The sequence below is a fragment of the Luteimonas sp. A534 genome, from assembly GCF_054072805.1.
In genome coordinates this window covers 78,416-103,518 of sequence record NZ_JBSVRR010000005.1, presented here as the reverse complement: position 1 = coordinate 103,518, position 25,103 = coordinate 78,416, and the positions used below count along the sequence as shown (strand labels likewise).

General features: G+C 69.8%; 25 protein-coding genes. 14 read left to right on the top strand and 11 right to left on the bottom strand.

All coding sequences use genetic code 11. The features are described from left to right. Positions 1-54: 54 nt before the first annotated feature. Positions 55-843, top strand: coding sequence for a TSUP family transporter (locus ACW5F0_RS12305; RefSeq protein ID WP_456966108.1), 789 nt, complete (start codon positions 55-57; stop codon positions 841-843). Here ACW5F0_RS12305 and ACW5F0_RS12300 read toward each other — a convergent pair. The 3 genes from ACW5F0_RS12300 to ACW5F0_RS12290 form a co-directional block, all read right to left on the bottom strand. Continuing rightward, positions 827-1,474 carry a hypothetical protein gene (locus ACW5F0_RS12300; protein ID WP_456966205.1) on the bottom strand — a complete coding sequence of 216 codons (648 nt, stop codon included), beginning with the start codon at positions 1,472-1,474 and terminating at the stop codon, positions 827-829. The two genes, ACW5F0_RS12305 and ACW5F0_RS12300, sit on opposite strands and share 17 nt — an antisense overlap. A 156-nt stretch (positions 1,475-1,630) precedes the next feature. Continuing rightward, positions 1,631-1,900 carry a hypothetical protein gene (locus ACW5F0_RS12295; RefSeq protein WP_456966109.1) on the bottom strand — a complete coding sequence of 90 codons (270 nt, stop codon included), beginning with the start codon at positions 1,898-1,900 and terminating at the stop codon, positions 1,631-1,633. A 108-nt stretch (positions 1,901-2,008) separates the two neighbouring features. Further along, positions 2,009-2,335: a hypothetical protein gene (locus ACW5F0_RS12290; RefSeq protein ID WP_456966211.1), complete on the bottom strand. Its 327-nt coding sequence runs from the start codon at positions 2,333-2,335 to the stop codon at positions 2,009-2,011. A 154-nt stretch (positions 2,336-2,489) separates the two neighbouring features. Between ACW5F0_RS12290 and ACW5F0_RS12285 the strand changes: the two genes are divergently transcribed. Then, positions 2,490-3,407 carry an alpha/beta fold hydrolase gene (locus ACW5F0_RS12285; RefSeq protein WP_456966110.1) on the top strand — a complete coding sequence of 306 codons (918 nt, stop codon included), beginning with the start codon at positions 2,490-2,492 and terminating at the stop codon, positions 3,405-3,407. 99 nt (positions 3,408-3,506) lie between these two features. On the opposite strand, the gene ACW5F0_RS12280 is transcribed toward ACW5F0_RS12285, so the two are convergent. Both ACW5F0_RS12280 and ACW5F0_RS12275 read right to left on the bottom strand, forming a co-directional pair. Continuing rightward, positions 3,507-3,962 (bottom strand): YkgJ family cysteine cluster protein, encoded by a 456-nt coding sequence (locus ACW5F0_RS12280; protein WP_456966111.1) that lies wholly within the window; start codon positions 3,960-3,962, stop codon positions 3,507-3,509. A gap of 84 nt (positions 3,963-4,046) precedes the next feature. Beyond that, entirely contained in the window at positions 4,047-4,715 is a 669-nt protein-coding gene (locus tag ACW5F0_RS12275; RefSeq protein ID WP_456999827.1) for a TenA family protein, read from the bottom strand. A gap of 118 nt (positions 4,716-4,833) precedes the next feature. On the opposite strand from ACW5F0_RS12275, the gene oleC reads away from it, so the two are divergent. The 9 genes from oleC to ACW5F0_RS12230 all read left to right on the top strand — a co-directional run bounded on the left by oleC (position 4,834) and on the right by ACW5F0_RS12230 (position 13,289). Then, positions 4,834-6,525, top strand: coding sequence for an olefin beta-lactone synthetase (gene oleC / locus ACW5F0_RS12270; protein ID WP_456999826.1), 1,692 nt, complete (start codon positions 4,834-4,836; stop codon positions 6,523-6,525). A gap of 17 nt (positions 6,526-6,542) precedes the next feature. After that, positions 6,543-7,547 (top strand): 2-alkyl-3-oxoalkanoate reductase, encoded by a 1,005-nt coding sequence (gene oleD / locus ACW5F0_RS12265; protein WP_456966114.1) that lies wholly within the window; start codon positions 6,543-6,545, stop codon positions 7,545-7,547. Between the two features lie 62 nt (positions 7,548-7,609). Then, on the top strand, positions 7,610-7,768 hold the full coding sequence (locus ACW5F0_RS12260; protein ID WP_456966115.1) for a DUF1328 domain-containing protein: 159 nt from the start codon (positions 7,610-7,612) through the stop codon (positions 7,766-7,768). Positions 7,769-7,835: 67 nt separating this feature from the next. Continuing rightward, complete coding sequence (locus ACW5F0_RS12255; protein WP_456999825.1) at positions 7,836-8,492, top strand: ubiquinone biosynthesis accessory factor UbiJ; 657 nt, start codon at positions 7,836-7,838, stop codon at positions 8,490-8,492. Next, complete coding sequence (gene ubiB, locus ACW5F0_RS12250; RefSeq protein WP_456966117.1) at positions 8,489-10,159, top strand: ubiquinone biosynthesis regulatory protein kinase UbiB; 1,671 nt, start codon at positions 8,489-8,491, stop codon at positions 10,157-10,159. Before ACW5F0_RS12255 ends, ubiB begins: the two co-directional genes overlap by 4 nt. Positions 10,160-10,386: 227 nt before the next feature. After that, positions 10,387-11,070 carry a pseudouridine synthase gene (locus tag ACW5F0_RS12245; protein ID WP_456999872.1) on the top strand — a complete coding sequence of 228 codons (684 nt, stop codon included), beginning with the start codon at positions 10,387-10,389 and terminating at the stop codon, positions 11,068-11,070. A gap of 34 nt (positions 11,071-11,104) precedes the next feature. Further along, positions 11,105-11,521 carry an alternative ribosome rescue aminoacyl-tRNA hydrolase ArfB gene (gene arfB / locus ACW5F0_RS12240; RefSeq protein ID WP_456999824.1) on the top strand — a complete coding sequence of 139 codons (417 nt, stop codon included), beginning with the start codon at positions 11,105-11,107 and terminating at the stop codon, positions 11,519-11,521. Positions 11,522-11,533: 12 nt separating this feature from the next. Continuing rightward, complete coding sequence (locus ACW5F0_RS12235) at positions 11,534-12,139, top strand: lysophospholipid acyltransferase family protein (protein ID WP_456966119.1); 606 nt, start codon at positions 11,534-11,536, stop codon at positions 12,137-12,139. Positions 12,140-12,176: 37 nt separating this feature from the next. Further along, complete coding sequence (locus ACW5F0_RS12230) at positions 12,177-13,289, top strand: isoaspartyl peptidase/L-asparaginase family protein (protein ID WP_456966120.1); 1,113 nt, start codon at positions 12,177-12,179, stop codon at positions 13,287-13,289. A gap of 12 nt (positions 13,290-13,301) precedes the next feature. On the opposite strand, the gene ACW5F0_RS12225 is transcribed toward ACW5F0_RS12230, so the two are convergent. The 5 genes from ACW5F0_RS12225 to ACW5F0_RS12205 all read right to left on the bottom strand — a co-directional run bounded on the left by ACW5F0_RS12225 (position 13,302) and on the right by ACW5F0_RS12205 (position 19,811). Further along, on the bottom strand, positions 13,302-14,813 hold the full coding sequence (locus ACW5F0_RS12225) for an efflux transporter outer membrane subunit (RefSeq protein WP_456999823.1): 1,512 nt from the start codon (positions 14,811-14,813) through the stop codon (positions 13,302-13,304). Further along, entirely contained in the window at positions 14,806-14,940 is a 135-nt protein-coding gene (locus tag ACW5F0_RS12220) for a hypothetical protein (RefSeq protein WP_456966122.1), read from the bottom strand. The genes ACW5F0_RS12225 and ACW5F0_RS12220 overlap by 8 nt, the downstream gene beginning before the upstream one ends. Continuing rightward, positions 14,933-18,109 carry an efflux RND transporter permease subunit gene (locus ACW5F0_RS12215; protein ID WP_456999822.1) on the bottom strand — a complete coding sequence of 1,059 codons (3,177 nt, stop codon included), beginning with the start codon at positions 18,107-18,109 and terminating at the stop codon, positions 14,933-14,935. Before ACW5F0_RS12215 ends, ACW5F0_RS12220 begins: the two co-directional genes overlap by 8 nt. A 169-nt stretch (positions 18,110-18,278) precedes the next feature. After that, on the bottom strand, positions 18,279-19,487 hold the full coding sequence (locus tag ACW5F0_RS12210; protein WP_456999821.1) for an efflux RND transporter periplasmic adaptor subunit: 1,209 nt from the start codon (positions 19,485-19,487) through the stop codon (positions 18,279-18,281). Between the two features lie 54 nt (positions 19,488-19,541). Then, positions 19,542-19,811, bottom strand: a complete 270-nt coding sequence (locus tag ACW5F0_RS12205; protein WP_456999820.1) for a hypothetical protein — start codon at positions 19,809-19,811, stop codon at positions 19,542-19,544. 124 nt (positions 19,812-19,935) lie between these two features. On the opposite strand from ACW5F0_RS12205, the gene ACW5F0_RS12200 reads away from it, so the two are divergent. Beyond that, the gene (locus ACW5F0_RS12200) at positions 19,936-20,976 is read left to right on the top strand and encodes a LysR substrate-binding domain-containing protein (RefSeq protein ID WP_456966126.1); all 1,041 of its coding nucleotides are present in this window, start codon (positions 19,936-19,938) and stop codon (positions 20,974-20,976) included. Between the two features lie 33 nt (positions 20,977-21,009). Here ACW5F0_RS12200 and ACW5F0_RS12195 read toward each other — a convergent pair whose 3' ends face one another. Continuing rightward, positions 21,010-21,990, bottom strand: a complete 981-nt coding sequence (locus ACW5F0_RS12195) for a LysR family transcriptional regulator (protein WP_456966127.1) — start codon at positions 21,988-21,990, stop codon at positions 21,010-21,012. Positions 21,991-22,087: 97 nt separating this feature from the next. Here ACW5F0_RS12195 and aceB point away from each other — a divergent pair, with 97 nt between their 5' ends. Beyond that, positions 22,088-23,701 carry a malate synthase A gene (gene aceB, locus ACW5F0_RS12190; RefSeq protein WP_456966128.1) on the top strand — a complete coding sequence of 538 codons (1,614 nt, stop codon included), beginning with the start codon at positions 22,088-22,090 and terminating at the stop codon, positions 23,699-23,701. 74 nt (positions 23,702-23,775) lie between these two features. After that, complete coding sequence (aceA, locus tag ACW5F0_RS12185; RefSeq protein ID WP_456966129.1) at positions 23,776-25,068, top strand: isocitrate lyase; 1,293 nt, start codon at positions 23,776-23,778, stop codon at positions 25,066-25,068. Positions 25,069-25,103 lie beyond the last annotated feature (35 nt).

Genomic DNA, 25,103 nt, shown 5'->3' with positions numbered 1-25,103 from the left:
ATCCCGGCAATCCCGGGCGATGCCGCGGCCGCGGCCGGGTGATGGAGGATGTCCATGGAATTCGGGCTTGAAGTCCTGGCCCTGCTGGCGCTGGCGGCCTTCGTCGCCGGCACCATCGACGCGCTCGCGGGCGGCGGCGGCCTGATCACCATCCCGGCACTGATGGCCGCCGGCATTCCGCCTGTGCAGGCGATCGCGACGAACAAGCTGCAGTCCAGCTTCGGCACCGCCGGCGCCGTGCTCGCGTTCGCGCGCCAGGGACGGATCGACTTCCGGCGCTTCCTGTGGCCGGCGGTGGGGGCGTTCGCCGGCTCGGTGGGCGGCGCGATCGCGATCCAGCTGGTGGATCCGTCCTTCCTCGCCGGCCTGGTGCCCGTGCTGCTGGTGGCGATGGCGGCCTACTTCCTGCTCGGGCCCAAAGCCAGCGAAGCCGAGCGCCACGCCCGCCTGGGCGACGCCGCCCTGGTCACGATCATGTTCGCGATCGGCTTCTACGACGGCTTCTTCGGGCCCGGCACCGGCTCGTTCATGGCGACCGTGCTGGTGGCGCTGTTCGGCATGGGGCTGGTCTCGGCCACCGCGCACACCAAGTTGCTGAATCTCGCGAGCAACGTCGCTGCGCTGGCCACCCTGGTCATCGGCGGCCAGGTGTTGTGGGTGGTGGGGCTGGTGATGGCGGTGGCGAGCATTGCCGGCGGCCAGCTGGGTGCGCACCTGGCGCTTGGCAAGGCGGGCGCGCGGGTGATCCGGCCGCTGCTGGTGGTGATGTCGCTGGCACTGACGGTGAAACTGCTGATGGAGCCGGGGAATCCGCTGGTGGCGTGGGTCAGGGGTGTGCCGTGACGCGACTTTGCGCGAACTCCGGGAAGGTTTCCGCTATCGGCGCCGCATCCGGCAAGACGTAAAACACACCGCCCCGCTCGAACGTAGGGCGGATGATCCCCTCGTAGAACTCGGGCGAGACATTGATGCAGCCGTGGGTGACGCGGTTGTCGTCCGGCGTAGGCGATGCAAGGCGTTCGGCGCGTTTCTCGGCCGGGACGCCTGTCGCGGTCGGGTGGATGGAGACTGCGGAATCGTAGTCCACCCACAGCACGCGCCCGGCGTCGATCGACGGACCGTAACCGCCCACGAAGCGGCCCGCGGGCGTGGTGCGATCGCGGCCAGGAATCTCGCGAAGCGCGAGGCCGGCGATGCCGGGGGCCGTGTGATCGCCGACCGCGGAGCCAAAGAGCCCAGGTGCGGCGCCGCGAAGTCGGCCGTCGCCGCCGAACACCAGGACCTGTGCGGCGGCCTTGTCGATGATCGCGAACGGATAGCCCTGGTTGTCATTGGCGGCGACAACCCAGCCCGCCAGCTCGATTACCGTGGCGGACACATCCTGGCCTCGCGGAAGCTGGTCGACAGTGGCGACCGGTTGCGCGGCGGCATCCTCGGCGCTGGCCACGCCGAAGCTCGCGAACGCCAACGCCAGTGCCAGCGCTGCATGAACGGACCGGATCGCGGGGTGTGTGTACGTACGGATAAACGGTTCCTTGGAACGAAGACTGGGTAAAGCCAGGAGACCGGTGGCCAGTAAAGACCACCGGGTCCCGGCTCAGGCCGTTCGTCGCGATTCGTGCAGGAGCGACTAACCGCGCGGCACGCGGCGCGGCGCCGCTTCGAGCTGCTGGACGCGGCTTTCCATTTGATCCAGTCGTTGGTTGGCCTGCGTCGCGGACTGATTGGCGGATTCGGCGCTCTGGGCCGCGCCCTGCACCCTCGTGTCGAGTTGATCGAGGCGCGAGTTGATCCCGGCAAACTCGTCGTCATACGTGGCGCAGGCGGAAAGGCCCACGGTAGCGACGATCGCCACGCCGAGCGTACGCGCCATCACCAGATGTTGCTTGTTCAGGAACATGTCGTTCTCCTTCGTCTGGGTATCGGAATATAGCGGCCTTTTTGCCGGGTCCATGACCCGTCTTCAGCTGACGTTGGAGTGCGTGCATGGAGTGTGAAGATGTGGCAGTCAGTGGGAATTGCGGCTTCCCCAATTCATAAACGTGGTCGGAACACGCAGCAGGGGCCGTTTCGTACACCACCGGTTGCCCTCATCCAGATAGATCATTTCGTCCTGCTGGCGCTGCGACTCGAACGCGTGCGTGCGAACGGGGTGCGGATAGTCGAAGCCTTCGAGTCGCGGGCCGTAGACGATGTCCTCGTCCTCGGACGCGGCCGCCATGTCGGCCATGCCAAGCAGGCCTGCGAGCGCTCGATCGCCACCAGCGCATACATGCGCCACGTTGCGCGCCACCGGATTGTCCGGCCAGCCTGCATAGGCCTCGGCGGGCGGCATGAGTTCGGTGAGTTCCGTCGCCTCGCCCTCGGTGCCGTTGATCTCCCACAGCAGGTTGGTGGTCTACATGGATATGGCAGTTCCGGGACCACAAGGGTAATGAATCAGTTCGCCAACCGGGGGGGGGCGCGGGGCCGCGGGATACAATCAGCGGATGGAATTTCCCGGTTATCCCGCCACCCGCCACCGCCTCCAGGTTCGCCCGGGTATCGAGCTGAGTTACCTCGATGAAGGTCCGCGCGACGGCGAAGTCGTGGTCATGGTCCACGGCAATCCGTCATGGAGCTATTACTGGCGCACGCTGGTCGCGGGGCTGTCCGACACCGCTTCCGGCAAGGGCTACCGCTGCATCGTGCCTGACCATGTCGGCATGGGCCTGTCGGACAAGCCTGACGACGGCCGTAATGCCGTGCCGCGGTATGACTACACGCTGCAGTCGAGGGTCGAGGACCTGGCGACCCTGCTCGACCATCTCGGCATCGATGGCCCGGTGACGCTGGCGGTGCACGACTGGGGCGGGATGATCGGTTTCGGCTGGGCGTTGTCGCACCAGGCGCAGGTGAAGCGGCTGGTGATCCTCAACACCGCGGCGTTCCCGATGCCCGAAGCGAAGGCCATGCCATGGCAGATCGCGCTGGGCCGCGACTACAACGTGGGCGAGATCGTGATCCGCGGCTTCAATGCGTTCTCGGCCGGCGCGTCCCGGCTGGGCGTGGAGCGGCGGATGCCGGCCGAGGTGCGCCGCGCCTACGTGGCGCCCTACGACAGCTGGAAGAACCGCATCTCCACTATCCGCTTCATGCAGGACATCCCGCTGTCGCCCAAGGACCGTGCCTGGCCGATGCTCGACGCGGCGGGCCGGCGCCTGCACGAGTACGCGGGCGTGCCGGTGTTCATCGGCTGGGGGCTGAAGGATTTCGTGTTCGACCGCCACTTCCTGGAGCGCTTCCAGGCCGAACTTCCGGGCGCCGAAGTGATGGCGTTCGACGATGCAGGGCATTACGTGCTGGAAGACAAGCACGAGGTGCTGGTGCCGGCGATCCGCGACTTCCTGGAGCGCAATCCACTCTGATTGCCCGCGACCCCTGACAAGGCCGTGGGCGACCGATCGCGGCTATAGCCGCTCCCACAACGCCCGCGGGTTATAGCCGCTCCGACGGCATCCGCGGGTTCAGGCCGCGATCGGGGGAGGCAGGGCAGGCGGCGTGGGCGTGCCGCCGTCGTTCGGCGCATCGTTGTCGTCGGGGTTGCCATCGCGGTCGTTCGCCGCGGCTTCGCGCCAGACCCAGTCGGCCGCGGTCAGCGGTGGCAGGCCGTAGGCGATGCGGGCGTTGTCGCACTGCCGGCTCGGTTCGCCGAATTCCAATGACGCGGGGACGTCGCGGCAGGCCTGCGGGCGCACGGGATGGATGCTGCAGCGGGAATAGCGACCGATGTCGGCATCCAGTGCCACGCAGCGCGGCACGCCGCCGCCCTCGGTGCCGCGCATGGCGCGCTCGTGGGTGCGCAGCGGCACGGTCAGCTCCGGCGGCACCGTGCCTCCAAGCGCGGGCTCTGCTTCGGACCAGTGGAAGCTCACGCGGTAGTGGGCGCAGCAGGCGCCGCAGCTCAGGCAGGGGTGCGGCATCGGCGGGTGGCCGGGTTGGGGCGAAGCGGAATTTTTCTCCGTCCCGGGGCGCCGCGCAAGGGGCACGTGGCTGCGCCGCGCGGCTCAGTCCTGCGCCGCGTCCAGCCCTTGCTGCCAGAAGTCCGCTTCCAGGCGCGCCGCCTTGGCAAAGATGCCGACGAGTTCGCTGAAGCGGTTCTCGCTGGCGTAGCGGCGGCCCAGGTCGTCCAGCCATGCGTGCGCGGCGGCGCCGGCCTGCTGGAAGGCATCGCCGGAGTACTCGGCAATCCAGTCGCGATAGGGGTGGTCGGCGGGAATGGCGTCGATGCCGCGGGGCGCCAGGCGGCGGCCGATCTCGGCATACCCCAGTGTGCAGGGAATCAGCGCCACCTGCAGGTCCAGCAGGTCGCCGGACATGCCCACGTCCAGCACGAAGCGGGTGTAGGCCACGGTCGCCTGCTGCTCCTCGGTGGCCTCGACGTCGGCAGCGCCCAGGCCCCAGCGCTCGCACACGCGCAGGTGCAGGCCCATTTCGTCGATGATCGCCGCCAGCCCGCCCCTGGCGGTGCGCATGTCGGCCATGGTGCGGCTCTTGTACGCGGCCAGCGCGTGGGCGCGCGCGAACTGGATCAGGAACAGGTAGTCCTGCACCAGGTAGTTCCGGAACGCGGCCTGGGGCAGGCTGCCGTCACCAAGGCCGCGCACGAAGGCGTGGTCGACGTAGGCGTTCCAGTCGTCGGCGGCGGCGGATTTGAGGCGTTCAAGCAGCGACATGGTCGATCGTTCTCCGCGGCCGTGGCCGCTGCGAAGGACGTGGGATTGTCAGCCATCGGGCTCGGCGGGGTCCATTCGACGCCGTGGACGCCGCCCACCGGCGGGCGATAATCACCCGATGACCGCCACTTGCAACATCGCCGCGGCGCTCCCGCGGCTTGCCGCCGAAGCGCCGGACCGCATCGCCATGCGCTGCGCCGGCCGCGGCGGCCGCTACGACATCGCCCTCGGCTACGGCGAGCTGGACCGGCGCAGCGACGCCATCGCCGCGGGCCTCGCCGGGCGCGGCATCGCGCGCGGCAGTCGCACGGTGGTGATGGTGCGGCCCACCCCGGAGTTCTTCCTGCTGATGTTTGCGCTGTTCAAGGCCGGCGCGGTGCCGGTGCTGGTGGACCCGGGCATCGACAAGCGTGCGCTGAAACAGTGCCTGGACGAAGCCCGGGCCGATGCGTTCATCGGCGTTCCGCTGGCGATGTTCGCGCGCATGCTGCTGGGCTGGGCGAAGTCGACGCGCGTGCGCATCACCACCGGCGCCCGCCCGCTGCTGGCCGACGCGACGCTGGCCCAGGTCGAACGCGAGGGCGCCGGCGCCGGGCCGCAGCTGACCGCCACGCAGCCTGACGACGTGGCGGGCATCCTGTTCACCAGCGGCTCGACCGGCGTGCCCAAGGGCGTGGTGTACCGGCACCGCCATTTCGTGGCCCAGGTCGACATGCTGCGCGACGCCTTCGGCATTGCGCCCGGTGGCGTCGACCTGCCGACCTTTCCGCCGTTCGCGCTGTTCGATCCCGCGCTTGGCCTGACCTCGATCATCCCGGACATGGACCCCACGCGCCCCGGCAGCGCGGACCCGCGCAAGCTGCACGCCGCGATCAAGCGCTTCGGCGTGACCCAGCTGTTCGGCTCACCGGCGCTCATGCGCGTGCTTGCAGACCATGGTGAGCCGTTGCCCACCGTGACGCGCGTGACTTCCGCCGGCGCGCCGGTGCCCGCGGATGTGGTGGCGAAGATGCGCGAACTGCTGCCCGCCGATGCGCAGTTCTGGACGCCCTACGGCGCCACCGAATGCCTGCCGGTGGCGGTGATCGAGGGCCGCGAGCTGATGACGCTGCGCGAGCGCACCGAAACGGGCGCCGGCACCTGCGTCGGTCGCCCGGTGTCGCCGAACGAGGTCCGCATCATCCGCGTCACCGACGAGTCCATTCCGGAGTGGTCCGACGATCTCGTGGTGAAGCCAGGCCAGGTCGGTGAAATCACCGTCGCTGGCCCCAGCACCACTGATACGTACTTCAATCGGGAGGCGCAGACGCGGCTGGCGAAGATCCGTGAGGCAGGCCGCTCTTCCGCAGGCTTGCCCGCGGGAGAGTCCCGCATCGTCCACCGCATGGGCGACCTCGGCTATTTCGACGCTGAAGGCAGGCTCTGGTTCTGCGGCCGCAAGTCCCACCGCGTGGTCACCCGGGACCGCAGCCTGTGCACGGACCAGGTCGAACCCGTCTTCGACACGCATCCAGACGTCCGCCGCACCGCCCTGGTCGGCATCGGGGAACGTGGCGCGCAGCGCCCGCTGCTCTGCGTGGAAGTGCGGCCCGGGATCGCGAAAGCGGAACACGCCCGCATCGCCGACGAACTGCGCCACCTCGGCGAGGGCTTCGTGCACACCGCGCACGTCGACACCTTCGCCTTCCACCCCGCATTTCCGGTCGACATCCGCCACAATGCGAAAATCGGCCGCGAGAAACTGGCTGCCTGGGCCACGCGCGAACTCCGCGCCGGCAGGGCGTTCGAACCGGCGGCCAGCCCTGATTGACGTGATGGAGGATTGAAGTGCGGGTACTGGTGACCGGCGGTGGCGGATTCCTCGGCCAGGCGCTCTGCCGTGGCCTGGTTGAACGGGGACACGATGTCACCAGCTTCAACCGCGGGCATTACCCCGAACTCGACGTGCTCGGCGTGCGCCAGCTGCGCGGCGACCTCGCCGACCGCCACGCCGTCATCGACGCCTGCGCCGGCATGGACGCGGTGTTGCACAACGCCGCCAAGGCCGGCGCCTGGGGCAGCTACGACAGCTACCACCGCGCCAACGTCATGGGCACCGGCAACGTGCTGGCCGGCTGCCGCGAACACGGCATCACGCGCCTGGTTTACACCTCCTCGCCCAGCGTGACCCACCGTGCGACGCATCCGGTGGAAGGCGGCACCGCCGACACCGTGCCCTATGGCGGGGACCTGAAGGCGCCGTACCCGGCCACCAAGCTGATCGCCGAGAAGTGCGTGCTCGCCGCGAATGACGAGACCCTGGCCACGGTCGCGCTGCGCCCGCGGCTGATCTGGGGCCCGGGCGACAACCAGCTGGTGCCGCGCCTGGCTGAGCGCGCCCGTGCGGGGCGCCTGCGCTTCGTCGGCGGCGGCATGAACCGGATCGACACCACCTTCATCGACAACGCCGCCCAGGCGCATTTCGATGCGCTCGAGCACCTGGACATCGGTGCCGCCTGCGCCGGCCGCGCCTACTTCATCAGCAACGGCGAGCCGATGGCGGTGCGCGAGATCGTCAACGCGCTGCTGCGAGCTTCTGGCGCGCCCGAGGTCGAGGGTTCGATTCCGTTCGGCGTCGCCTATGCAATCGGCGCGGCCTGCGAAACCCTTTGGCCACTGCTGCGCCTGCGCTCGGAACCGCCGATGACCCGCTTCCTGGCCGAGCAGCTCAGCACCACCCACTGGTACGACATGGCGCCGGCCACCCGCGACTTCGGCTACGTGCCCCGGGTGTCGATCGCCGAAGGCCTCGAGCGGATGGCCGTGGCACGCCGGGGCGCCATCACTTCCTGACGACCCCGGCCACCTGAACATGGCTCCATGCCGTCCGCGTCGTGACGGACTGGAGAACCGCCATGCTGAGCTACGCCGTCATCTTCCTCGTCATCGCCCTGATCGCCGCCGTGCTGGGTTTCAGCGGCATCGCGGGTGCCGCCAGCAACATCGCCTGGATCCTCTTCATCGTGTTCCTGGTGCTGGCCGCGATCTCGTTCTTCCGCGGTCGAAAGGTCTGATCCACGCCGCCGGCCGCCGCTCACGCAGCGCGCCGGCGGCCCTGGGCTGGCCGCTACAATGCGCGCCATGGCCCGTTCCCCATCCCCGCTGTCCGGCTTGAAGCCGTTGGCCGGTCGCGCGCTGGAGTCAGCGCTCAACCGTGCGCTCGCCCTTGACGACGACACCCGCCAGGCCCTGTCCAGGCTGGATGGCCGCCATGTGGCCTTGCATCTCGCGTCGCCGCCGCTGGCGATGTCGATCCGCGTGGACGGTGAAGCGCTGCGGGTTGGACCGGTGGATGCCGATGCCGCGCCCGACCTCTCGGTGCGCACCACGCTCGGCGGCCTGCTGGGCCAGCTGCAGGGGATGCTGGGCGCCACCGACGAACACGCCACGCCCAGCGGCCGGCTTCGGATCGAAGGCGATGCCGAGCTGGCCCGCGCGCTGCAGCGGTTGGCGCAGCGCTTCGATCCGGACTGGCAGCGACCGTTCGTGGCTGCGTTCGGGGACGTCGTTGGCGTGCAGGTCGCGAACGCCGCGGCGTCCGCGCTGAAGGGCGCGCGCCGCGCGGGCGAGGGCTTCGCCGCGACCGCGGCCGAGTACGTGGTCGAGGAGTCACGCGACGTCGTTGGCCGCCACGAGCTCGATGCCTTCCATGACGACGTGGACACCCTGCGCGATGACGTCGAGCGCATCGCCGCGCGCGTTTCGCGCCTGGCCTCGGCCGTCGGGGGCGTCCGGTGAGGTCCGCCCTGCACGCCCTGAAGATCGGGCGCGTCCTGCTCCGCTATCGCCTGCACACCCTGTTCGAGGGCACGCCGGCCGGGCGCTGGCTGTGGCTGCTGCGGCCCTTCGTGCCGCGCGCCTCGCGCGAGATCACCGACCTGCCGCGCGGCGCGCGCGTGCGCCTGGCGCTGCAGGAGCTGGGTCCGATCTTCGTCAAGTTCGGCCAGGTGCTGTCGACCCGTCGCGACCTGGTGCCGGCCGACGTCGCCGACGAGCTGGTGCTGCTGCAGGACCAGGTGGCGCCGTTCGACGGCGAGGTCGCGCGCGCCATCGTCGAGCGCGAGCTTGAGCGTCCCGTGACCGACGCCTTCGTCGCCTTCGACACCGTGCCGTTGGCGTCCGCGTCCGTCGCGCAGGTGCACGCGGCGCGGCTGCCGGGCGTCGACGGCCAGCCGCCGCGCGAGGTGGTGGTGAAGGTGCTGCGCCCGGGGATCGCCGCGCGCATCGCCGCCGACATCCGGCTGCTTGAACGCATCGCCGCTTTCGTCGAGCGCACCCATCCCAATGCCGGCAAGATCCGCCCGCGTGAAGTGGTGGACGAAGTCGCCAGCACGCTGGCCGCCGAGCTCGACCTGCAGCGCGAAGGCGCGAATGCGTCGGTGCTGCGCCGCAACTGGGAGAACTCGACCGACCTCTACGTGCCGGCGCCGGTGTGGTCGCACAGCACCGAGCACATCCTGACGCTGGAGCGCGTGAGCGGCATCCCCAGCGACGACATCGCCGCGATCGAAGCCGCCGGCATGGACCGCAAGCTGCTCGCCGCCAAGGCCGTGCGTGTGTTCTACACCCAGGTGTTCCGCGACAACTTCTTTCACGCCGATGCCCACGCCGGCAACATCTGGGTGGACGACGATCCGTCGCGGCGCGTGAACCCGCGCTTCATTGCGCTGGACTTCGGCATCGTCGGCCAGCTCTCGGGCGACGACCAGTACTACCTCGCCGAGAACTTCATGGCGATCTTCAACAAGGACTACCGGCGCATCGCCGAGCTGCACGTGCAGGCGGGCTGGATGCCGTCGACGCTGCGCCTGGACGAACTCGAGGCCGCGGTGCGCGGCGTTTGCGAGCCCTACTTCACGCGGCCGCTGTCGGAGTTCTCGCTGGGCGAGGTGCTGCTGAAGCTGTTCCGAACGGCGCAGCGCTTCCAGCTCACTTTGCAGCCGCAGCTGATCCTGCTGCAGAAGACGCTGCTCAATGTCGAGGGCGTGAGCCGCCACCTGGACCCGACCATCGACATCTGGGCGGTCGCGCGGCCGGTGCTGGAACGCATCCTCGCCGAGCGCTACAGCCCGCAGCGCCTGGGCGCCGAGTTCCGCCGCCGCCTGCCGGAGCTCGCCACGCGCGCGCCGGAAATGCCGGGCCTGCTGCATGCCTGGCTGACGCAGCAGGTGGAGGGGCGGCATCGGCTGGAGATGCAGTCCACGGAGATGGCCGAACTGGTGCAGGTGATGCGCGCGATGCAGCGCCGCACGGTGGCGGCGATCCTCGGCGTCGGCCTGCTGGTGGCGGCGGCGGTGCTGCATGGCCTCGACGCCGGCGGACCGCGGCTGTGGTCGGTGCCGGTCGCCGCCTGGGTCGCGGGCATCGGCGGCCTCTGGGCCATCACTGCCGCCCGCCCGCGGTGATGTACCCCAGCGGCAGCACCCCCTCCAGCGGGAGCAACAGTTCTTGTGGGAGCGGCTATAGCCGCGATGGGAGAGCAATCGCGGCTATAGCCGCTCCCACAACTGCAGGTGCTTCCACAGCTGAAAGGCCCCCCACAGCTGAAGGTCCCCCCACAGCTGGAAGTCTCCCCTCAACTGCAGCTTCTTCCACAGCCGCAGAACGCACCACGGCATCTCCCCCCTCAGCCCTGCCGGTCCTGCATCTGGAAGACACCTTCGCGGTGGTCGACAAGCCCGCGGGGCTGATGGTCCACGACAGCAAGCTTGCGCGCGGCGAGAGCGACTTCGCTGCCGACCGCCTGCGCGCGCAGTTCGGCAAGCCGATCTTCCTGGTGCATCGCCTCGACCGCGCCACCAGCGGCTGCCTGCTGCTGGCCTTCGACCGTGAGACCGCATCCGCGCTGGGCAAGTCGCTGATGGCCGGCGACGTCGACAAGGCCTATCTTGCGGTCTGCCGCGGGTGGCCGGCGGAGGCGGAATTCGTGGTCGACCATCCACTGGATGGCGGTCCCGGCAAGCCACAGAAGAAGCCTGCCGTGACGCGTTTCGAATGCCTGGCGATGGCGGAACTGCCGGTGCCGTCCAGCGGCTTCGAGACCTCGCGCTACGCGCTGCTGCGTGCCTGGCCGGTGACCGGCCGCTTCCGCCAGATCCGCCGCCACCTCAAGCACCTGTCGCATCACCTCATCGGCGACACCAGCCACGGCGACGGCCGCCACAACCGGAGCTTCCGGATGATGGGCATCCACCGCATGCTGTTGCACGCGGAGCAACTTTCGTTTCCGCATCCGCATGATCCGGCGACGCGCGTGCAGGTCACCGTGCCGCCCGACGCGGAGTTCGCGCGCGCGCTGGCATTCTTCCAGCAGTGACGGCACGCCGGATGCGCGCGATGATCGGACCGCCATGACCAGCCTCCCGCCCATCGCGATTCCCGAGGACGAACTCATCGAGCGCTTCGTGCGCGCGTCGGGGCCGGGCGGACAGAACGTCAACAAGGTCGCGACCGCGGTGGAGCTGCGCTTCGACATCGCCAACTCGCCCTCGCTCCCTGATGCCGTGCGCGAGCGGCTGCTCGCCAAGCGCGATCGCCGCCTTACCGACGACGGCGTGCTGGTGCTCAACGCACAGCGCTTCCGCACCCAGGACCGCAACCGCCAGGACGCGCGCGAGCGGCTGGCGGCGTTCATCGAGTCCGGCCGCCAGGCGCCGAAGAAGCGCGTGGCAACCAAGCCCAGCCGCGCCGCCAAGGCCCGGCGCCTTGATGCCAAGCGCGAGCGCAGTACGATCAAGCGCGGGCGCACCGTGCGCGATTGGGACTGACCGGCAGGGGACATGAGGGGACCACGCGAGGACATCCTTCCGGCGCTGCCGCCCAACGTACCGCGCCTGCGGCCGAACCGGTTCGCGCGCTGGTTCGGCCGCAGCATCCTGCGGCTGGGCGGCTGGCGCGTGGTCGGTGAATTCCCGGACGTGCCGCGCCTGGTGCTGATCGCCGCGCCGCACTCGTCCAACTGGGATGGGGTCTGGGGCTTTGCCGTGAAGCTCGGCCTGGGCCTGGACATCAAGATCCTGGGCAAGCGCGAACTGTTCTGGTGGCCGCTGTCGCGGCTGCTGCACGCGCTGGGCGTGATCGCGGTCGATCGCGGCCGCTCGGCGGGAGTGGTGGAGCAGGTGGCGGAGAGGATCCGCGGCGCCGACCGCCTCTGGTTCGGGCTGGCGCCCGAGGGTACGCGCAAGCCGGTCGAGCACTGGAAGAGCGGCTTCCTGAAGATCGCCCGCGCCGCCGACGTGCCGGTGCTGCGGGTGTATTTCCATTACCCGGACAAGGTGATCGGCGTCGGCCCGCTGTTTCACGCCGGCGAAGACGCGGACGAGGACATGCGCCGCATCCGCGAGTGGTACCGGCCGTGGCAGGGGCGCAATCGCGGTACGGTGTAATGCGCTGTCGGCAGGCGGAGATTCCGAGGAAAAGTACATGAAGCCACATCGTCGAATGGATGCCATCGGGGCGGCGCTTGCGTGCGGGATGCTGGCGGCATTGCTGTCCGTGGCCGCGGCTGCCCAGGAAACCCGGAGCGAGGCGGGCGAGGCGCCCGGGGCCTCGCGCCAGGTGGCGCCCACGAAGCCCGTGCTCGCGATCCACGGCGGTGCCGGCGTGGTGCGCGCGGGCCTCTCGCCCGAGGATGAGGTGGCTGCACGCGCGGGGCTCGAGCGCGCGCTGCTGGCGGGCCACGCCAGGCTGCGGGCCGGCGCATCGGCGCTCGATGCCGTGACCGCCGCGATCACCGTGCTCGAGGACGATCCCGCCTTCAACGCTGCGCGCGGCGCGGTGTTCACGCATGAAGGCCGCAACGAACTCGATGCATCGCTCATGGATGGCCGCGACCGTCGTGCGGGCGCGGTGGCCGGGGTGCAGCGGGTGCGCAACCCGATCCTGCTGGCGCGCGCGGTGATGGAGCATTCCCCGCACGTGATGCTGAGCGGCAGCGGCGCGGAAGCGTTCGCCCAGGGACAGGGCATCGAGCTGGTCGACCCGTCCTACTTCCGCACCGAACGGCGCTGGGAGCAGCTGCAGCGTGCGCTGCGTGCAGAAGCCGCAGAGGGTGCCGAAGCCGGTGCCGGGGAGGACGCGGGACGCGGCGGCCTGAAGTACTTCGGCACCGTCGGCGCAGTAGCGCTGGATGTCGAGGGCCACCTTGCAGCAGGCACATCGACCGGCGGCATGACCAACAAGCGCTGGGGGCGGGTCGGCGACGCGCCGATCATCGGCGCCGGCACCTGGGCCGACGCCCGCTGCGCGGTGTCGGGCACCGGCTGGGGCGAGTTCTACATCCGCACGGCCGCGGCGCATGAGATCTGCGCACGCGTGCACCATCGCGGCGACGGCATCGCGACCGCCGCCGAGGCCGTGATCAACGGCGAGGTCGTGCGCGCGGGCGGCGACGGCGGTGCGATCGCGCTGGACGCCGCCGGCAATATCGCCTTCCCCTTCAACACCGAAGGCATGTACCGCGGCTGGATCGGAGCCGACGGGGTGCCGCACGTGGCGGTGTTCGCGGACGAGGTGCTGCCGCTGCCCGCGGAATGACGGCGACGGACGTCAGCGCCGGCTGACGCCCTCCTGCAGCGCCAGCGCATGCGGCCAGCCGCCCGCCAGCGCGCGGTACAGCGCCACCGCGCCGGTCGCGCTGCGGGTGCGGCCGGCGGCAAACGCGTCTTCGGCCTGCAGGCGGGTGCGCTCGGCGTCGAGCACTTCCAGCAGGCCGATGGCGCCGGCGTCGAAGCGGATGCGGGCGAGCTCGGCGGCGCGTGCGCTGTCGCGGGCGGCGCGTTCGAGATGGACATCTTCGGCGCGCGCGCGGTCCAGGCGCACCAGCGCGTTCTCGGTGTCTTCCAGGGCCAGCAGCACGGACTGCTGGTAGCGCGCGAGTTCGCCGGCGGCATCGGCATCGGCGGCGGCGATGCGCGCGCGCACGCGGCCGACGTCGAGGAAGGACCAGTCGATCCCGAGCGCGACCAGCCGCGTTTCGCTGCCGCGTTCGAACAGCGCGCCGGCATCGATGGCCTGGCTTCCGATCAGGCCGCCCAGCGTGAAGCGTGGGAAGAGGTCGGCCGTGGCGACGCCGATGCGTGCGGTTGCCGCGTGCAGCCGCGCTTCGGCCGCGGCGATGTCCGGACGTCTGCGCAGCAGCTCGCCCGGCGTGCCGGGATCGATCGCGCCCGGCAGCTCGGGCAGCGGCGAGGCAGTGCCAAGCACCGTGGCCAGCGCGTCGGGCGTGCGCCCGGTCAGCACGCCCAGGCGATGGATGGCGAAGGCGACCTGGGCCTCGAGCGCGGGGATGCGGCTCAGCGTCGCCTCCAGTTGGGCGCCGGCGCGCGCGGTGTCGAACTCGCTGTCGCGGCCGGCATCGAAACGCGCCTGAACCAGTTCGACGGTCTCGCGCTGGTTGTCGGCGTTGCCGCGGGCCACGCGCAGGCGCTCCTGGGCGCCGCGCAGTTCGAGATAAGCGTGTGCGACCTCGCCGGCGATGGCCACCTGGGCGGCCTGCAGGTCGGCGTAGCCGGCGAGCGCCTCGGCGCGGCCCGCCTCGATGCCGCGGCGGATGCGTCCGAACAGGTCGAGTTCCCAGGCCGCGGCGATGCCGGCGCTGTAGCTGTCGCCGTCGCGGTCCGCCCGCGCGACGCCCGGCGCCTGGTCGGCGCTGGTGCGTGACGTGGCGGCTTCGGCACCGGCGGTGAGCGTGGGGAAGCGATCGAACTTCGCACCGCGCAGCAGTGCGTTGGCGCGGTCGTAGCGGGCGAGCGCGATGCGCAGGTCGTGGTTGGCGGCCAGCGCGTCTTCGACCAGATCCACCAGCAGGGGATCGCCAAAGCCGCGCCAGAAGCGGTCGTCCGCCGTGGCAGGGGTGGGTGTGCCGGCTTCCGCAGCGGCGGCGGTCCCGACGGCGGCTTCAGCGGGTCCCGGCGCGGTCGCTGCTGGCGCGCCTTGGAACACGGCCAGCGCGGGCAGCTCCGGCCGCACGTAGTCGGGTCCGACGCTGCAGGCGGCCAGGGCGAGTGCCAGCACCGTGGCGGTAAGCACCGGCGTCGCGGCGCGTTGGATGTCAGTCATCGTCGTTCTCCAAGGTGTCGTCGGGCCGTGCGTCCGGCGCGTTGGTCGCTGCACGGGCGTCGTCGTCGTGGCCGAAGATGCGGCGGATCTCGTCGAGCGATGGGATTTCGAGCAGGCGCTCAGGCACGGACCACCTCCGTCGACGCGTCGGGTTGCGCAGGCCCGGATGCCGCCACCGGCCGCGTCACCAGCTTGCGCAGCGCGACGTAGAACACCGGCGTCAGGAACAGGCCGAACAGGGTCACGCCAACCATGCCCGCGAACACCGTGATGCCGGTGGCCGAGCGCACTTCGGCGCCCGCACCCGACGACAGTACCAGCGGCACGGTGCCGGCGATGAAGGCGATCGAGGTCATGACGATCGGGCGCAGGCGCAGGCGGCAGGCTTCGAGCGCCGCCTCCACGATGCCCAAGCCCTGCAGTTCGAGCTCGCGCGCGAACTCCACGATCAGGATCGCGTTCTTGCACGCCAGGCCCATCAGCACCACCAGGCCGACCTGCACGAAGACGTTGTTGTCACCGCCGGTCAGCCACACGCCCAGCAGCGCCGAGAGCATGCACATCGGCACGATCAGGATCACTGCCAGCGGCAGGGTCCAGCTTTCGTACAGCGCAGCCAGCACCAGGAAGGCGAGCAGGATCGCCAGCGGGAACACCACCAGCGCCGCATTGCCCTGGGTGGCCTGCTGCCAGCTGAGGTCGGTCCACTCGATCGCCATGCCGTTGGGCAGGATGCCCGCGGCCAGCTCCGTGACCTTGGCCATGCCCTCGGTGGACGACATCACCCGCGGGTCGACGTCGCCGGCGAGGTCCGCGGCCGGATAGCCGTTGTAGCGCAGCACGGGATCCGGGCCGTAGGTCTGGCGGATCTCCACCATCGAACCGATCGGCACCATCTCGCCGCGGTCGTTGCGCGTGCGCAGGTTGGCGATGTCCTCGACGCTGTCGCGGAAGGGCGCATCCGCCTGCGCGATCACCTGCCAGGTGCGGCCGAAGCGGTTGAAGTCGTTGACGTAGGCCGAGCCGAGGTAGGTCTGCAGGGTGTCGAACAGTTCGGTCAGCGGCACGCCCTGCGACTTGGCCTTGACCCGGTCGACCTCGGCGTCGAGCTGCGGCACGTTGGCCTGGTAGGTGGTGTTGGCGAAGCCCATGCCCGGCGTCTGCATCAGCGCGCCCTGCATGGCGCTGGTGGCGTCCTGCAGCGCGCCGTAGCCGAGGTTGCCGCGGTCTTCGATGAAGAGCTGGTAGCCGGCGCCGTTGCCGAGTCCGAGGATCGGCGGCGGCATCACCGAGAAGGTGAAGCCCTCCTGCAGCCCCGCGATCTTCTGGTTGACCTCGGCATTGATCTCCAGCGCGCTGCGCCCGCGTTCGGAGAACGGCTCCAGCGGCAGGAACACCACGCCGGTGTTGGGCGTGTTGGTGAACTGCACCGCGTTGAGCCCGGGGAACGCGATCGAGTGCGCGACGCCATCGGTCTCCATCGCGATCTCGCTGACCTTGGACAACAGTGCGTCGGTGCGCGAGATCGAGGCGCCTTCGGGAAGCTTCACGCCGGCGACGAGGTACAGCTTGTCCTGCACCGGGATGAAGCCCGGCGGCACCGCCTTGAACATCAGGCCGGTGCCTGCCAACAGCACGGCATAGACCAGGAACACCATGCCGCGGCGGCCGAGCGTGCGCGCCACCGCGCCCTGGTAGCGCTCCGAGCTGGCGCCGAAGAAGCGGTTGAACGGACGGAACACCCATCCGAACAGGCGGTCGATCACGCGCGTCGGCGCGTCCTTCGGCGCGTCGTGCGGCTTCAGCAGGCGCGCGGCCAGGGCCGGCGACAGGGTCAGCGAGTTGATCGCCGAGATCACCGTCGAGATCGCGATGGTGACCGCGAACTGCTTGTAGAACTGCCCGGTCACGCCGGACAGGAAAGCCATCGGCACGAACACCGCGCACAGCACCAGCGCGATGGCGATGATCGGTCCGGACACCTCGCGCATCGCCTGGTGCGCTGCTTCGCGCGGCGTCAGTCCCTGCTCGATGTTGCGCTCGACGTTCTCCACCACCACGATCGCGTCGTCGACCACGATGCCGATCGACAGCACCAGCCCGAACAGGCTGAGCGTGTTGATCGAAAACCCCAGCAGGTACAGTGCCGCGAAGGTGCCGACGATCGACACCGGTACCGCCAGCAACGGGATGATCGAGGCGCGCCAGGTCTGCAGGAACAGGATCACCACCAGCACCACCAGCAGCACTGCTTCCAGCAGCGTGGTGACCACGGCCTTGATCGAGTCGCGCACGAAGATGGTGGTGTCGTAGACGGCCTCGTACTCGACGCCTTCGGGAAAACGCTGCGAGACCTCGTCCATGCTCGCGATCACGGCGTCACGGATCTCGAGCGCGTTCGCGCCCGGCGCCTGGAAGATGCCGATGCCGACCGCGTCCTTGCCGTCGAGCTGCGAGCGCAGGGTGTAGTCGCCGGCACCCAGTTCGATGCGCGCGACGTCGGACAGGCGCACGATCTCGCCGTTGGTGCCGGCCTTGAGCACGATGTCGCCGAATTCCTGTTCGGTTTCCAGGCGGCCGCGGGCGTTGATCAGGGTGAGGAAGTCGCTGTCGGGCATCGGCTCGGCGCCGAGCTGGCCGGCGGACACCTGCACGTTCTGTTCGCGCATAGCGCGCAGTACGTCGCTTGCGGTGAGCCCGCGTGACGCGATCTTCTCCGGGTCGAGCCAGGCGCGCATCGCATAGTCGCCGCCGCCGAAGACCTGCGCATCGCCCACGCCGCTGATCCGCGCCAGCGCGTCCTTCACGTGCAGGCGCGCGTAGTTGCGCAGGTACAGGGTGTCGTAGCGGCCGTCGGGCGAGGTCAGGTGCACCACCATCAGGAACACCGGCGACTGCTTCTGCGTGGTCACGCCCTGCCGCCGCACGTCCTCGGGCAGCCGCGCCAGCGCCTGGCTGACGCGGTTCTGCACGCGCACGGTGGCCTCGTCGGGATCCGTGCCGGGTTCGAAGGTCACCGTCATCTGCAGCACGCCGTCGGAGCCCGCCACGGACTTCAGGTACATCATGTCCTCGACGCCGTTGATCGCCTCCTCAAGCGGCGTGGACACGGTTTCGGCGATCACCTTCGGGTTGGCGCCGGGGTACACGGTGCGCACCACCACCGAGGGCGGCACCACGTTGGGGTACTCGCCGATCGGCAGCAGGGGGATCGAGATCAGGCCGGCGGCGAAGATCACGATCGAGAGCACCGCGGCGAAGATCGGGCGGTCGATGAAGAACCTGGAGAAGTCCATGTCGCATCCCTTCGCGGCGTGGCCGCGTGGACCCTGCCCCGCGCAGGCGGGACAGGGGAGAGAGATGCCGGCATCGACCCGACCCGGGGGAGGGGAGGGTGGACGGATCGAACGCCGGCGGAGGAAAACCGTTCGCGTCGCCGGGCGGCGCGGAGGGTCGGGTGTCAGCTCATCGCGTGCCCGCAGCGGCCACTGGGCCGGCGTCCGATCCGCGTGCCGGTGCCATCGCCACCTGTTCCGGTGCGACCGGCATCCCGGGGAAGAACACCTTCTGCACACCGGCGACGATGACCTGGTCGCCGGATTCGAGTCCCGACTCGACCACGCGCAGGCCGTCGACCACGCGGCCCAGGGTCACGTCGCGACGCTGCGCGGTGTTGTCTTCGCCGAGCACGTAGACGTACTTGCGGTCCTGGTCGGTGAGCACCGCCTTGTCGTCGATCAGCAGTGCGTCGAACTCGGCGCTGCCCTCGAGCTGCACGCGGGCGAAGAGCCCGGGCGTGAACACGCGGTCGGGGTTGGGCAGCACGGCGCGCGCGTGCACGGTGCCGGTGGTGCTGTCGACCTGGTTGTCGATGAAGTCCACGATGCCGGCGTGCGGGTGGCCCTGCTCGTCGGCCAGGCCCACGCGCACCGGGTTGCTGGTCGCGTCGCGCGCGCCGCTGCGCGACAGCGCCTGGTAGCGCAGGAAGGCGCGCTCATCGGCATCGAAATGGACGTGCACCGGATCCTGCGACACCACCGTGGTGAGCAGGGTGGCATCGGCCTGGGCGAGATTGCCCACGGTGATCAGGGCGCGACCGGCGCGTCCGGCGACCGGGGCGCGGACCTCGGTGAACTGCAGGTCCAGGCGCGCCGCGGCCACCGCGGCCTCGGCGGCGCGGACGCCGGCCGCGCCCTCGGCGGACGCGGCGCGCCGGGTCTCGAATTCCTCGCGCGAGATCGCGCGCGCCTCGACCATCGACTGCGCCCGCTCGTGCTGGCTGCGGCTCAGCCTTGCTTCGGCGCGTGCGCGCTCGAGCTGGGCCTGGGCCTGGTCGAGCGCGGCGCGATACGGGCGCTGGTCGATCACGAACAGCAGGTCGCCCTTGGCGACTTCGCTGCCCTCGTCGTAGGCGACGCGCTGCACGTAGCCGCTGACGCGCGGCCGCAGTTCCACCGATTCCACCGCGGCAACGCGGCCGCTGAACTCGTCCCACTGCCGCACCGGCGTGGCGACCACGGTGGCGACACCGACACCCGGCGCCGGCGGCGCCTCCGGGTTGGCCACCGCGTCGCTGCTGCAGCCCGAACCGGCCAGCACGATGGCCGCCGCCAGGCCGGTCGCCAGCAGGGACAGGCGGACGGTGGAATGCACGATGACGTTGCGGATGTTCATGGCGGGATGTCCTTTGACGCGAGGGGAAGGCAGGAGCCGGCAGCGCCGGGACGATCAAACGTTCCGGGATTGTCCCGACAACGGGATTTGCTCTCCCGCATTCGGGATGCCGGCATAGCGGTCGGCCATGGAGAGCAGGGCGTCAGACAGCGGCCGCGCCAGTAGGAACAGCGGCACGAAGAGCACGACGGCGATGCTCCAGGAGCGGCCTGTTTCTTCAACAAGCCATTGATTTAAAACGAGCGCAGCCAGGCCGATCCCGTCCAGCGCGATCAGCGTGGAGAAGATGGTGCGAAGCAGGGCGCGGCGCGCGGGACGGGTCATCGGGATCGGCCATGGGCGGGATGGCGGCCACGATAAGCCGATGCACGGCACTTGATTAGCCGTCAGTTCGGGGAATAATTGTCCCCCTGCTGGTCCAATGTCGCCGCTGCCCCGGAGTGCCCCCGTGAGCCACGATCTGAACGACACGCTGATCTTCGTCAAAGTGGTCGAGCTCGGCAGCTTCATCGCCGCGGCCAAGGCCTTGCGCCTGCCCAAGACCACCGTCAGCCGCAAGGTGCAGGAACTCGAGGCGCGCCTGGGCGCGCAGCTGCTCCATCGCACCACGCGCAAGCTCGGCCTGTCCGAGGCCGGCAGCGTCTACTACGAACACTGCCAGCGCATCGCGCGTGGACTCGAGGAAGCCGAGAGCGCTGTCGGCCAGCTGCAGGGCGGTCCGCGTGGCTGGCTGCGCTTCAGCGCACCGTATTCGGTCGGCATCGCCTGGATCGCGCCGCTGCTCGGCCAGTTCCATGCCCTGCATCCCGAAGTGCGCGTGGAGATGTCGCTCAGCAACGAACAGGTCGACCTGATCGACGGCGAGAACGACCTCGCGCTGCGCATCGGCACCCTGCCCGATTCCAACCTGGTCGCACGCCGGCTGGCGGTGTTCCGCACGCAGGTCTACGCAAGCCCGTCGTACATCGCGCGCCACGGCGCGCCGCAGCACCCCGACGACCTGCAGCACCACCGCACGCTGGCGATGCAGAAGTCGCGTCGCAACGGAAATTACTACTGGCCGCTGCGCGACAGCGAGAAAAGCGCGGAGTACCGCATCGATCCGATCCTGGTCGCCAGCGATCCCGCCGCCCTTACGGGTGCGCTGCTCTGCGGCGAGGGCCTGATGCTGGCCAGCGACGTGACCGTCAAATCCTTTGCCGAGCAGGGCGCCGTGCAGCACGTGCTGGCCGGGTGGACCGGGCCCAACCTCGACTTCAACGCGGTGTTCCCGCGGGGGCACGTCACCTCGCCCAAGGTCCGCGCCTTCGTCGACTTCCTGGCCGAACGCCTGAACTTCGACGCCGACTACATGCACACCCTGTGCCCGAACACGCGCTGCACCGAGCAAGGCGACGTCGCCGCCGAACTCGACCGGGTGGCGCGGCAGCCGGAGGCCGCGGCCCAGGGCGGCAAGCGCAGGAAGCGGGACGTCGAAGAGGCCGCGTGATCCCCGCAGCCGCGTGGCGGCACACTCGGCGCGCTAGCGCTCCGAGTGTCCGCTGTCCTCGTGGCCGCGGCGCACGAACAGGTCCGGCTTGATCAGGTCGATGAAGGCCCGTGCCTGCGGTGACAGCACCTTGCCCTTGCGCACCACCACGCCGTAGCTGCGCGCCGGGAACCAGGCATCCAGCGGGCGGATCGCCAGACGCTCGCTGTCGGTGTCGTCCAGGCAGATCGAACTCACGATCGAGATCCCCAGGCCCATCGCCACGTACTGCTTGATCACCTCCCAGCCGCCGACTTCCAGCGACACGGTGTAGGGCACCCGCGCCTGCTGGAACACCAGGTCGACCAGGCGCCAGGTCACCTGCCGCTGCGGCGGCAGGATCAGGCCGTGGCGCGAAATGTCTTCCAGCGTCAGTCGCGGGGTGTGCGCCAGTGGGTGGTCGCGCGGCGTGATCAGCATCGGGGTGAACGAGTACACCGGCACGTAGCTGAGGTCGGCGGGCACGTCGAGCATCGAGCCGACCACCAGCTCCACGGTGTCCGCGCGCAGCAGGTCGGTGCCATCGGCGCTGATGGTGTTGTGCAGGCGCAGCCGGACCTCCGGGCGCTGGGCGCGGTAGGCCTCCACGATTCGCGGCAGCAGGTAGAGGATCGTCGAGCTGTTCGCGGCGATCTCGAGCTCGCCGGCGTCCATGCCGGCCAGCTGGCGGCGGAAGGCCGCCGGCAGGGCGTCGATGCCGTCGACCAGCGGGCGTGCCAGTTCGTACAGCGCTTCGCCCTCTGGCGTAGGGAGCAGGCGGCGGCCGCTGCGTTCGAACAGCTTCGCGCCCATTTCGCGCTCCAGCGCCTGCAGCTGCTGGCTGACAGCGGGCTGGCTGACGTACAGCGCCTCGGCGGCGCGCGACACCGATCCCAGGCGCGCGACCTGGCAAAAGGCCCGGAGCGGCTTCAGGCGATCGCCCTTGTAGGCGAATCTGGGGGTCCGGACAGGGTCCAAGGCCGCGTTCCGCCTCATTTATAAGTAGAAATTATCAATCGCATTGTTATATCTGTTTTGTCAAATACTTACGCCCCGGGGATGGTGAGGGCCCGAACCACGTGCCGGAGCCGCCATGTCCGCAGTCCCCCATGCCACCGTCGCCGAGGCCCGCGTCGCTCCGGGCGCTGCCGCTGCGGCCGACCTGCTGGACGACCGCGCCCTGGGGTTCCTGGCCGGCCTGCACCAGCGCTTCGAGTCCACGCGCCGCGACCTGCTCGCCGCACGTCGCGCGCGCCAGGCGGTGTTCGATGGCGGCGGCCTGCCGGACTTCCGCGCCGACACCCGCGCCATCCGTGAGGGCGACTGGCGCGTGGCGCCGCTGCCCGAGGCACTCCTCGACCGCCGCGTCGAGATCACCGGCCCGGTCGACCCGAAGATGGTCATCAACGCGCTCAATTCCGGTGCCAGCTGCTACATGGCCGACTTCGAGGATTCGACCGCGCCGACCTGGGATGCCCTGCTCACCGGCCAGCGCGCGCTGTGCGAAGCGGTTGCCGGCACGCTGGCCTTCGATGCGCCGGGCGGGAAGTCCTACCGCCTGAAGCCGGAAGGCGAGCGCGCGGTGCTGATCGTGCGCCCGCGCGGCTGGCACCTGGACGAAAAACACCTGCTGGTCGACGGGGAACGCATCTCCGCGAGCCTGTTCGACGCCGGCCTGTTCTGCCTGGAGAACGCCACAGCGCTCGCGGCGAAGGGCCGCGGCCCCTATCTCTACCTGCCCAAGCTGCAGTCGATGGAAGAGGCCGCACTGTGGGACGACGTGCTGGCCCATATCGAAGAGGTGTTGCGCCTGCCCGAGGGCTGCATCAAGGTCACCGTGCTGGTGGAAACGCTGCCCGCGGTGTTCGAGATGGACGAGATCCTGCACGCGCTGCGCGGCCGCATCGCCGGGCTCAACTGCGGGCGCTGGGACTACATCTTTTCGTACATCAAGACCTTCCGCGCGCACCGCGATCGCGTGCTGCCCGAGCGCGGCCAGGTGACGATGACGCAGCCGTTCCTCAAGGCGTACTCGGAACTGCTGGTGCGCACCTGCCACCGCCGCGGTGCGCATGCGATGGGCGGCATGGCGGCACAGATCCCGATCTCGGGCGACCCGGAGGCCAACGACGCTGCGCTGGCGCGGGTGCGCGCCGACAAGTTGCGCGAAGCCGGCGCCGGGCATGACGGCACCTGGGTGGCGCATCCCGCACTGGTGCCGATCGCCAAGGCGATCTTCGACGAGGCGATGCCGGGGCCGCATCAGCACGTTGTGGCGCGCCAGGACGTCGTGGCCGATCGCGATGTGCTGATCGCGCCGCCAGTGGGAACCATCACCCGCGCCGGTTTCGAGGGCAACGTCGAAGTCTGCGTGCGCTACCTCGCCGCCTGGCTCGACGGCAACGGCTGCGTGCCGATCCACTGGCTGATGGAGGACGCCGCCACCGCCGAGATCGCGCGCACGCAGCTGTGGCAGTGGCTGCATGCGGCCGACGGTGGCGAGCCGCTGCACCTGGCCGACGGCACGGTGATCGACGATTGTCTGTTCGAACAGGCCCTGCTGAACCTGCCTTCGCGGCTGGCCGCCGAGGGGCCGATGCCGGGCGCGGCGCGCGTGGCCGAAGCGATCGGGATGCTCGAGGAGCTGACGCGCGGCCAGGCGCTGGAGGAATTCCTGACCTTGCCGGCATACGAACGATTGGCCTGAGCGTTCCACCCCCCCTCCCACAAAAAAAGCCGCTGCCACAAGGGCGCGCTGCAGAATCCCACCGGAGATCCCGCATGAGCACGAAGCTTCCGAACGCCGACGCCATCCGCAACGACTGGGCCACCAACCCACGCTGGGCCGGCATCACCCGCAACTACGCGGCCGAGGACGTGGTGCGCCTGCGCGGCACCGTGCACGTCGAGCATTCCCTTGCACGCCTGGGTGCGGAGAAGCTGTGGACGTCGCTGCATCAGCGCCCCTACGTCAACGCGCTGGGCGCGCTGACCGGCAACCAGGCCATGCAGCAGGTCAAGGCCGGCCTGAAGGCGATCTACCTCAGCGGCTGGCAGGTGGCGGCGGATGCCAACCTCGCCGGGCAGATGTATCCCGACCAGTCGCTGTACCCGGCCGACTCGGTGCCGTCGGTGGTCAAGCGAATCAACAACGCCCTGCTGCGCGCCGACCAGCTGCACCATGCCGAGGGCGACGACTCCATCGACTTCCTGCAGCCGATCGTGGCCGACGCAGAGGCCGGCTTCGGCGGCGTGCTCAATGCCTTCGAACTGATGAAGGCGATGATCGAGGCCGGCGCCGCCGGCGTGCATTTCGAAGACCAGCTGGCCAGCGTCAAGAAGTGCGGCCACATGGGCGGCAAGGTCCTGGTGCCCACGCGCGAGGCCGTGGAGAAGCTCAACGCCGCCCGCCTGGCCGCCGACGTCTGCGGCGTGCCGACGCTGCTGGTTGCGCGCACCGATGCCGAGGCCGCAGACCTGCTGACCAGCGACGTCGACGACAACGATCGCCCCTTCACCACCGGCGAGCGCACCGTCGAAGGCTTCTACAAGACCCGCAACGGCCTCGACCAGGCGATCAGCCGCGGCCTGGCCTACGCGCCGTACGCGGACCTGGTGTGGTGCGAGACCGGCAAGCCTGACCTCGGCTTCGCCCGCGCGTTTGCCGAGGCCATCCACGAGAAATACCCGGGCAAGATGCTGGCCTACAACTGCTCGCCGAGCTTCAACTGGAAGAAGAACCTCGACGACGCGACGATTGCGAAGTTCCAGGACGAGATCGCCACCTACGGCTACAGGTTCCAGTTCATCACGCTCGCCGGCTTCCACGCGCTGAACTACTCGATGTTCAACCTGGCCCACGGCTATGCGCGCCGGCAGATGAGCGCCTTTGTGGAGCTGCAGGAGTCGGAGTTCGCGGCCGCCGACAAGGGTTTCACCGCGGTCAAGCACCAGCGTGAGGTCGGCACCGGCTACTTCGACGCGGTGACCCAGGCGATCCAGCAGGGGCAGTCGTCGACGACGGCGCTGACGGGTTCGACGGAGGAGGAGCAGTTCAAGGTGGCGGTGGCCTGATTTCGACGCCCCTCCCCTACCTGCGGAGGGGGCAG

Coding starts and splice junctions, on each gene's coding strand:
- ACW5F0_RS12305 (WP_456966108.1), top strand. CDS start 55: ATGGAATTCGGGCTTGAAGTCCTGGCCCTGCTGGCGCTGGCGGCCTTC.
- ACW5F0_RS12295 (WP_456966109.1), bottom strand. CDS start 1,900: ATGTTCCTGAACAAGCAACATCTGGTGATGGCGCGTACGCTCGGCGTG.
- ACW5F0_RS12290 (WP_456966211.1), bottom strand. CDS start 2,335: ATGCCGCCCGCCGAGGCCTATGCAGGCTGGCCGGACAATCCGGTGGCG.
- ACW5F0_RS12285 (WP_456966110.1), top strand. CDS start 2,490: ATGGAATTTCCCGGTTATCCCGCCACCCGCCACCGCCTCCAGGTTCGC.
- ACW5F0_RS12280 (WP_456966111.1), bottom strand. CDS start 3,962: ATGCCGCACCCCTGCCTGAGCTGCGGCGCCTGCTGCGCCCACTACCGC.
- ACW5F0_RS12275 (WP_456999827.1), bottom strand. CDS start 4,715: ATGTCGCTGCTTGAACGCCTCAAATCCGCCGCCGCCGACGACTGGAAC.
- oleC (WP_456999826.1), top strand. CDS start 4,834: ATGACCGCCACTTGCAACATCGCCGCGGCGCTCCCGCGGCTTGCCGCC.
- ACW5F0_RS12260 (WP_456966115.1), top strand. CDS start 7,610: ATGCTGAGCTACGCCGTCATCTTCCTCGTCATCGCCCTGATCGCCGCC.
- ACW5F0_RS12255 (WP_456999825.1), top strand. CDS start 7,836: ATGGCCCGTTCCCCATCCCCGCTGTCCGGCTTGAAGCCGTTGGCCGGT.
- arfB (WP_456999824.1), top strand. CDS start 11,105: ATGACCAGCCTCCCGCCCATCGCGATTCCCGAGGACGAACTCATCGAG.
- ACW5F0_RS12235 (WP_456966119.1), top strand. CDS start 11,534: ATGAGGGGACCACGCGAGGACATCCTTCCGGCGCTGCCGCCCAACGTA.
- ACW5F0_RS12230 (WP_456966120.1), top strand. CDS start 12,177: ATGAAGCCACATCGTCGAATGGATGCCATCGGGGCGGCGCTTGCGTGC.
- ACW5F0_RS12225 (WP_456999823.1), bottom strand. CDS start 14,813: ATGACTGACATCCAACGCGCCGCGACGCCGGTGCTTACCGCCACGGTG.
- ACW5F0_RS12215 (WP_456999822.1), bottom strand. CDS start 18,109: ATGGACTTCTCCAGGTTCTTCATCGACCGCCCGATCTTCGCCGCGGTG.
- ACW5F0_RS12210 (WP_456999821.1), bottom strand. CDS start 19,487: ATGAACATCCGCAACGTCATCGTGCATTCCACCGTCCGCCTGTCCCTG.
- ACW5F0_RS12205 (WP_456999820.1), bottom strand. CDS start 19,811: ATGACCCGTCCCGCGCGCCGCGCCCTGCTTCGCACCATCTTCTCCACG.
- ACW5F0_RS12195 (WP_456966127.1), bottom strand. CDS start 21,990: ATGAGGCGGAACGCGGCCTTGGACCCTGTCCGGACCCCCAGATTCGCC.
- aceB (WP_456966128.1), top strand. CDS start 22,088: ATGTCCGCAGTCCCCCATGCCACCGTCGCCGAGGCCCGCGTCGCTCCG.
- aceA (WP_456966129.1), top strand. CDS start 23,776: ATGAGCACGAAGCTTCCGAACGCCGACGCCATCCGCAACGACTGGGCC.